Source organism: uncultured Fenollaria sp. (assembly GCF_934202865.1).
GTDB lineage: Bacteria > Bacillota > Clostridia > Tissierellales > Peptoniphilaceae > Fenollaria.
In genome coordinates this window covers 1-6,246 of sequence record NZ_CAKPYL010000064.1, presented here as the reverse complement: position 1 = coordinate 6,246, position 6,246 = coordinate 1, and the positions used below count along the sequence as shown (strand labels likewise).

General features: G+C 32.3%; 5 protein-coding genes. 2 read left to right on the top strand and 3 right to left on the bottom strand.

The window, feature by feature from the left end:
* Both rny and Q0E71_RS06235 read left to right on the top strand, forming a co-directional pair.
* Positions 1 to 1,374: ribonuclease Y (rny, locus tag Q0E71_RS06240; protein ID WP_294797080.1), on the top strand; the 1,374-nt coding region annotated here is incomplete at its 5' end.
* Positions 1,375 to 1,612: 238 nt separating this feature from the next.
* Positions 1,613 to 2,587, top strand: a complete 975-nt coding sequence (locus tag Q0E71_RS06235; RefSeq protein WP_294797078.1) for a tyrosine recombinase XerC — start codon at positions 1,613 to 1,615, stop codon at positions 2,585 to 2,587.
* A 35-nt stretch (positions 2,588 to 2,622) separates the two neighbouring features.
* On the opposite strand, the gene Q0E71_RS06230 is transcribed toward Q0E71_RS06235, so the two are convergent.
* From Q0E71_RS06230 to mutL, 3 genes are all read right to left on the bottom strand, one after another.
* A complete protein-coding gene (locus Q0E71_RS06230) occupies positions 2,623 to 3,897 on the bottom strand; it encodes a methionine gamma-lyase family protein (RefSeq protein ID WP_294797076.1) in 1,275 nt (424 codons plus the stop codon).
* On the bottom strand, positions 3,890 to 4,843 hold the full coding sequence (gene miaA / locus Q0E71_RS06225) for a tRNA (adenosine(37)-N6)-dimethylallyltransferase MiaA (RefSeq protein WP_294797074.1): 954 nt from the start codon (positions 4,841 to 4,843) through the stop codon (positions 3,890 to 3,892). The genes Q0E71_RS06230 and miaA overlap by 8 nt, the downstream gene beginning before the upstream one ends.
* The coding region (gene mutL, locus Q0E71_RS06220; RefSeq protein WP_294797071.1) for a DNA mismatch repair endonuclease MutL at positions 4,843 to 6,246 on the bottom strand (1,404 nt) is incomplete at its 5' end. The genes mutL and miaA, both read right to left, overlap by 1 nt.

The window sequence follows — 6,246 nt, the reverse complement described above, 5'->3', positions numbered from 1 at the left end:
GAGAAGATACTATCAGCCAAAGAAGAAATTCACAAACTAAGAAATGACCTCGACAAAGAAGCAAAAGAAAAAGAAATCGAACTGAAAAAATCGGAAAAAAGATTGATCAACAAAGAAGAAAATCTTGACAAGAGAACACAATCTTATGAAAAGAAGGAAGAACAACTTAAGAATAAGATGAACTCTCTAAGCAAGAAAGAAGAAGAAGTTGAACAATTAATTGAAGAAAGAAGAAAAGAAATTGAGCGCGTTTCCAAAATGAGTACCCAAGAAGCAAAAGACATTATCTTGGATGAAGTTAAAAAGGAAATGACTCATGAGTGTGCTACTTATATCAGACAAGCTACATATGAAGCTAAAGAAGAAGCACAAAAGAATGCTAGAGAAATCATAGCTGACGCTATTCAAAAGAATGCATCTGACTATGTAACTGAAGTTAGTGTTAATGTTGTTAACCTGCCAAATGACGAGATGAAAGGAAGAATCATCGGTAGAGAAGGTAGAAATATAAGAACATTAGAAACTTTAACCGGAGTAGATCTAATCATAGACGATACACCGGAAGCAGTAGTATTATCAAGTTTTGACCCAATTAGAAGAGAGATTTGCAAAATTGCTTTAGAAAAACTTATAGCTGACGGAAGAATTCATCCAGCTAGGATTGAAGAGATGGTCAACAAAGCTAAGGTCGAGGTAGAGACAGTTATAAAAGAAGAAGGTGAAAGAGCCGTTATCGAAGCCGGCGTACGTAACTTACATCCTGAACTAGTAAAACTATTAGGTAGACTTAAATTTAGAACAAGCTATGGTCAAAATGTCCTAGAGCACTCTATAGAGGTAGCTAAACTATCAGCAACTATAGCTGAAGAGTTAGGCGCAGACATAAGGCTTGCCAGAAGAGGAGGTTTACTACACGATATAGGTAAATCCATTGATCAACAAATGGAAGGAAGCCATATCGAGATAGGTGTAAATACTTGCAAGAGATATAAGGAGAATAAAGAAATTCTAAACATCATCGCATCACACCATGGTGACGAAGAGCCAACAACAGTTGAAGCTGTTATCGTTCAAGCTGCAGACGCAATATCTGCTGCAAGACCAGGTGCTAGAAGAGAAACATTAGAATCGTACATCAAGAGGCTAGAAACACTAGAGGGTATAGCAAACTCATTTGAGGGTATTGAAAAATCATTTGCTATACAAGCTGGTAGAGAAATCAGAATAATGGTTAAACCTGAAGTTATAGATGAAGATAAAATGCTTTTAATGAGCCGCGATATTGCTAAGCAAATTGAAGAAAATTTGGAATATCCAGGTCAAATAAAAGTTACTGTCATTAGAGAAACAAGAAGTACTGATTATGCAAAATAGTATTTAAATAAAATGTGTAGATAAAAAGTCTACACATTTTTTATTTGCAATAAATATTTATATAGAAATGATGATAAAAATATAATAATGAAATTATATAAATTGCAATAATAAATCAATATTTATTAAAAAAGCTTTGACATTTATATAAAAGGGTGGTATAATAAATTTAGATAAAATGTCGCTAAATATAAATTTAGTGACATAAATACATAATATCGAAAGGGGCTTCAAATATATGGCAATTACACAAAAAAACGATCCTAACTATATAAAAGACTTTTTAGGATATTTAAAATCTGTTAAGGGTTTGTCTCCTAATACTATTCAAAGTTATTATTATGACTTAAAATCTTTCCTTAACTTTGTCGCTATTCGTTTAGAAATTTTAGATGAAAACGATGAATATTATTATACAGCTGTTACTATTGATGACATCAAAAAGCTACAAATTAATGATCTATATGCTTTTATATCCTACGCTGATGAAGATCTTGACAATACTAACTATGGTAAATATAGAAAAGCTGCTGTAGTCCATGCTTTATACGCTTACCTAATGAAGGTTAATCTAATCGATAATAACGTTGCTAATGAGTTAGAAATGCCTAAGATTGATCAGCGTCTACCAATATACTTAAGTCTTAATCAATGCGAAACGCTATTAAATACCATTATGAAGAACGAAAATAACGAAATGCGCAATCGTGACTATGCTATAATTATGCTGTTTTTAAACTGTGGTCTACGTATATCTGAGCTTACTAGCCTTAATTTAGACTCTATTAATGAGGATAGATACATCAATGTCGTTGGTAAAGGCAATAAAGAAAGACAAATATATTTAAACGATGCTACATTTAGTGCAATAAAGGACTATATTGAAGTAAGACCAAAAGATGTTAAAGAAAGTGATAAACACGCCCTATTCATCTCTCAAAAGAAGGTTCGTATGTCAAACCGCGCTGTTCAGTACATGTTTGATAAGTACTTACTTGAGGCTGGCCTTGACAAAAACAAGTTTACAGTCCACAAATTAAGACATACTGCCGCTACCCTTATGTATAAATATGGCTCAGTAGATATAAGGTCCTTGCAAGAGATACTTGGTCACACATCAGTTGCTACAACACAGATATATACCCATCTTGATAATAGCACTCTTAAAAAATCAATAGAAAATAATCCATTGGCCAATAGAAAAAAGTATTAGATTCGCTCTAATACTTTTATTTTGCTTATATTTTATTATAATGATATCTTCCCTGCGTCTACTAGGTCTTGTAAGGCTATCATAAGTCCTAACTTACCTTGCTCTAAGGACATTGATCCTTGGAAATAAGCTATATATGGCTCTCTTATAGGTCCATCAGCTGATATTTCTATGGATGAACCATCTATAAAGCTTCCTGACGCCATAATTATCTTGTTCTCATAGCCTGGCATGTCCCAAGGCTCTGGTGTTAAGAATGAATCAACGCAAGCTGCCTTTTGTATTGATTTACAGAACTTAATAAGTATATCTGGATCTTTGAATTTTATTGCGCAAACTATATCTGATTTGTGCTCATTGTACTCTGGAGTGCACTCAAAGCCAAGCTTTGTGAATACATATGAGAATAAGCTTTGCGTCTTAAGAGCTTCACATACTACTCGTGGCGACATGTATAAGCCTTGTAATGTCGTTCTAAGCGTGCCGTAAGATAAGCCTAGCTCTTTACCAAGACCTGGTGCATATAAACGGTCTGCAGCTAGTTCTATAAGATCTTTTCTTCCTACTAAATAGCCGCCACCTAAACTTATACCAGCGCCAAGATTTTTAAGTAGCGATCCAGCTATAATATCTGCACCAATATCTGTTGGCTCAATACTGTCGGTAAATTCACCATAACAATTGTCATACATTATAACTATGTCTGGATGCTTCTCTTTAAACTTAAGCATATCATCTTTTATTGCGTGAAGATTGATTGCCTTTCTAAATTCGTAGCCAATTGACCTTTGCACTACTATAGCTTTGGTGTTTTTTGTGATTTTCGATTCTAAGGCCTCAAAATCGATCGTAGCGCCTTTTAGATCAACTTGGCTATACATTATACCTTTTTTCATTAATGAGTCCTTTAAATCGCCAACTAGGCCTATACTTTTTTGTATAGTGTCATAAGGAGTGCCAGTTACGTATATAAATTCATCCCCATGGTTTAAAACCGAGGAAAGCATTATATATATAGCATGAGTACCAGAAACTATAGAAGTTCTTACTAAAGCATCTTCTGAATTGAAGATGTCTTTGAAAATTTCTTCAATTTTGTCTCTACCGATGTCACCATAACCATAACCAGTAGCAAAATAAAAATCTGATGCAGCCAGATTATTTTTTTGCATAGCATGTATAACTTTTATTTGATTAATCTCTTTATTTTTTTCATACTCTTTGTATGTCTCGCTTAATTCATCACTTGCGTCATTAACTAAATTTATGACAGCATCTGATAAATCGTATTTTTTGTAAATATTATTCATTCTTCCACCTTTTTATTATGTCATTGTATATTGTATTAACTGTTTTGTATATATCGTCAAAGTTTACGTCAATGAAATTTGCCTCACTTTCACGCCTAAACCATGTTAATTGTCTTTTTGCGTAGTTCCTAGATTTTTGCTTTATTAGCTCAATAGCTCTCTCATAAGTAATTTCACCTTGCAAATAGCTTATAAGCTCTTTATAACCAATAGCAAGAAGAGCTCTATTTGAAGCGATTTCTTCATCGTTCATGTCTTTGATAATATCTTTAACTTCATCTAATAGACCAGCTTCAAGCATCTTTTCAACTCTCTTGTTGATTCTATCATATAAAAGCTCTCTATCTGTTTGAAGTATATATATTAGCTTATCGTATTCATCATTGTATTCTCTAAAATTTTTGTTCTCTTCGCTGTATTTATTGCCGCTTTTGTATATAACCTCTAAAGCTCTAATTATCCTGAAACTATCATTCACACTAAGCTTTTCAGCATATTCTGGATCAAGCTCTTTTAATTTATTATATAAATAGTCCTTGCCATATAGTTCTGCTTCTTTGTTAAGTTTTTCTCTAAGCTCTTTATCTTCAGCTTCACTACTAAAGTCTAGCTTATATAATAAGGAATTGATATATAGACCCGTTCCGCCTATGATTATGGGGATTGTGCCGCGCTTATTCATATCACTAATTAGCTTTTTTGCCTTCTTTTGATAATCGTAAACTGAGAAATTATCATGAATGCTGACTTCGTCTATCATATGATGCTTAATGCCAGACATTTCTTCATCAGTGACTTTTGCAGTTCCTATGCTCATTTCTTTATATATCTGCATTGAATCAGATGAGATGATTCCAGCGTTTACAAGCTTTTTAGCGAGCTCAACGGCAACCTTCGATTTACCAATACCAGTTGGTCCTGAAATAACTATGATTTTTTCTTTCATCATTGTATCCTATAGAACATCTTTTCAATCATGTTCTTCTTAAGTATAATCATACTTGGTCTACCATGAGGACAAGTTGTTGGATACTTGCACTTCTTAAGGTCTTCTATAAGCTTATCAATTTCAATATTAGAAATCTTATCTCCAGCCTTAATAGCGTTTTTACAAGCGTATTTCATAATCTTTTCAACTTTATAGTCATAGATATTAGTCTTTTCTTCATCTAATATACCGATTATATCCTTAATTAAGTCAAGACTGTAATTACCACCAAATATTATTGGAATGCTTCTTACAACAACGTTATGATCAGGATATATGTCTATAGTAAAACCAAACTTATTAAGTAAATCCATGTTTTCTTTTATAGTTTCTTCTTCATTAACTGTTAATTTTATTGGACTTACGCCTTCAATATATTGTGAATTTACCTTAGAATTCTTGAACTTTTCAGAGAACTCTTCATATAAAATCCTCTCATGAGCTGCATGTTGATCTATCATTACAACAAATTCGTTATTATAGTCATAAAGAAGTATGAAGGTATTGAATAAAACGCCTTCAATCTTATAAGCATCAAGTATATTGATCTCATCCATGACTATTTTATTGTTATCATCTTTAGATTCATCATCAAATATTAATATCTCTTCATATTCTTGTGAAGGCATCTTAATATCTTTATTTCTATCTTGTAATAAATTTATTTCATTTGTGAACTCGTCAGCATCAAAGACTGGTATATCTGCATTATTTTGATCTATATCATTGCGTTCGTTACTTATAAATTCATTATCATACTCAGTATTATTAGATTTCGCATAAACTTCCTTATCTTGAGCACTAATGTCATTTTCATAAGTAATTCTTACTGCATCTTCGCTATCTTCTTCGTCTTTTTCAACTATATTAAGCTTAGTCTCCTCTTCCCTCTCATCTTTTTTATCAGAAAATGCTATTTTAAGCTCAACATCATTGTTTATTATACGCTTTAGATTTGAATTAAGTAAGACTAATAGCTCATCCATATCTTGTATCTTAACCTCAGTTTTAGCTGGATGTATGTTAACATCAAGCATACTAGGGTCTATATCTATAAACAAGAAGAATACAGGGAATCTATTTAAAGGTATAGTAGATTTGTAAGCTTCATTAATTACCTTGTTTATAGCATCATTCTTAACAGTTCTATTATTAATATATAAAAGCTGATTCTTTTTATTGCTTCTATATAGAAGATTATTAGATATATAGCCTCTAATCTTAAACTTATCGTTCTCAATATTAACTTCCTTCATATTTATGGCTGTATCATAACCATAAAGGCTGTTAATCCTTTCGTATAAGCTTTGATCACTAAATAAATCAAAGATGAGCTTATCATTATTCATGTACTTAAAGCC

Coding starts and splice junctions, on each gene's coding strand:
- Q0E71_RS06235 (WP_294797078.1), top strand. CDS start 1,613: ATGGCAATTACACAAAAAAACGATCCTAACTATATAAAAGACTTTTTA.
- Q0E71_RS06230 (WP_294797076.1), bottom strand. CDS start 3,897: ATGAATAATATTTACAAAAAATACGATTTATCAGATGCTGTCATAAAT.
- miaA (WP_294797074.1), bottom strand. CDS start 4,843: ATGAAAGAAAAAATCATAGTTATTTCAGGACCAACTGGTATTGGTAAA.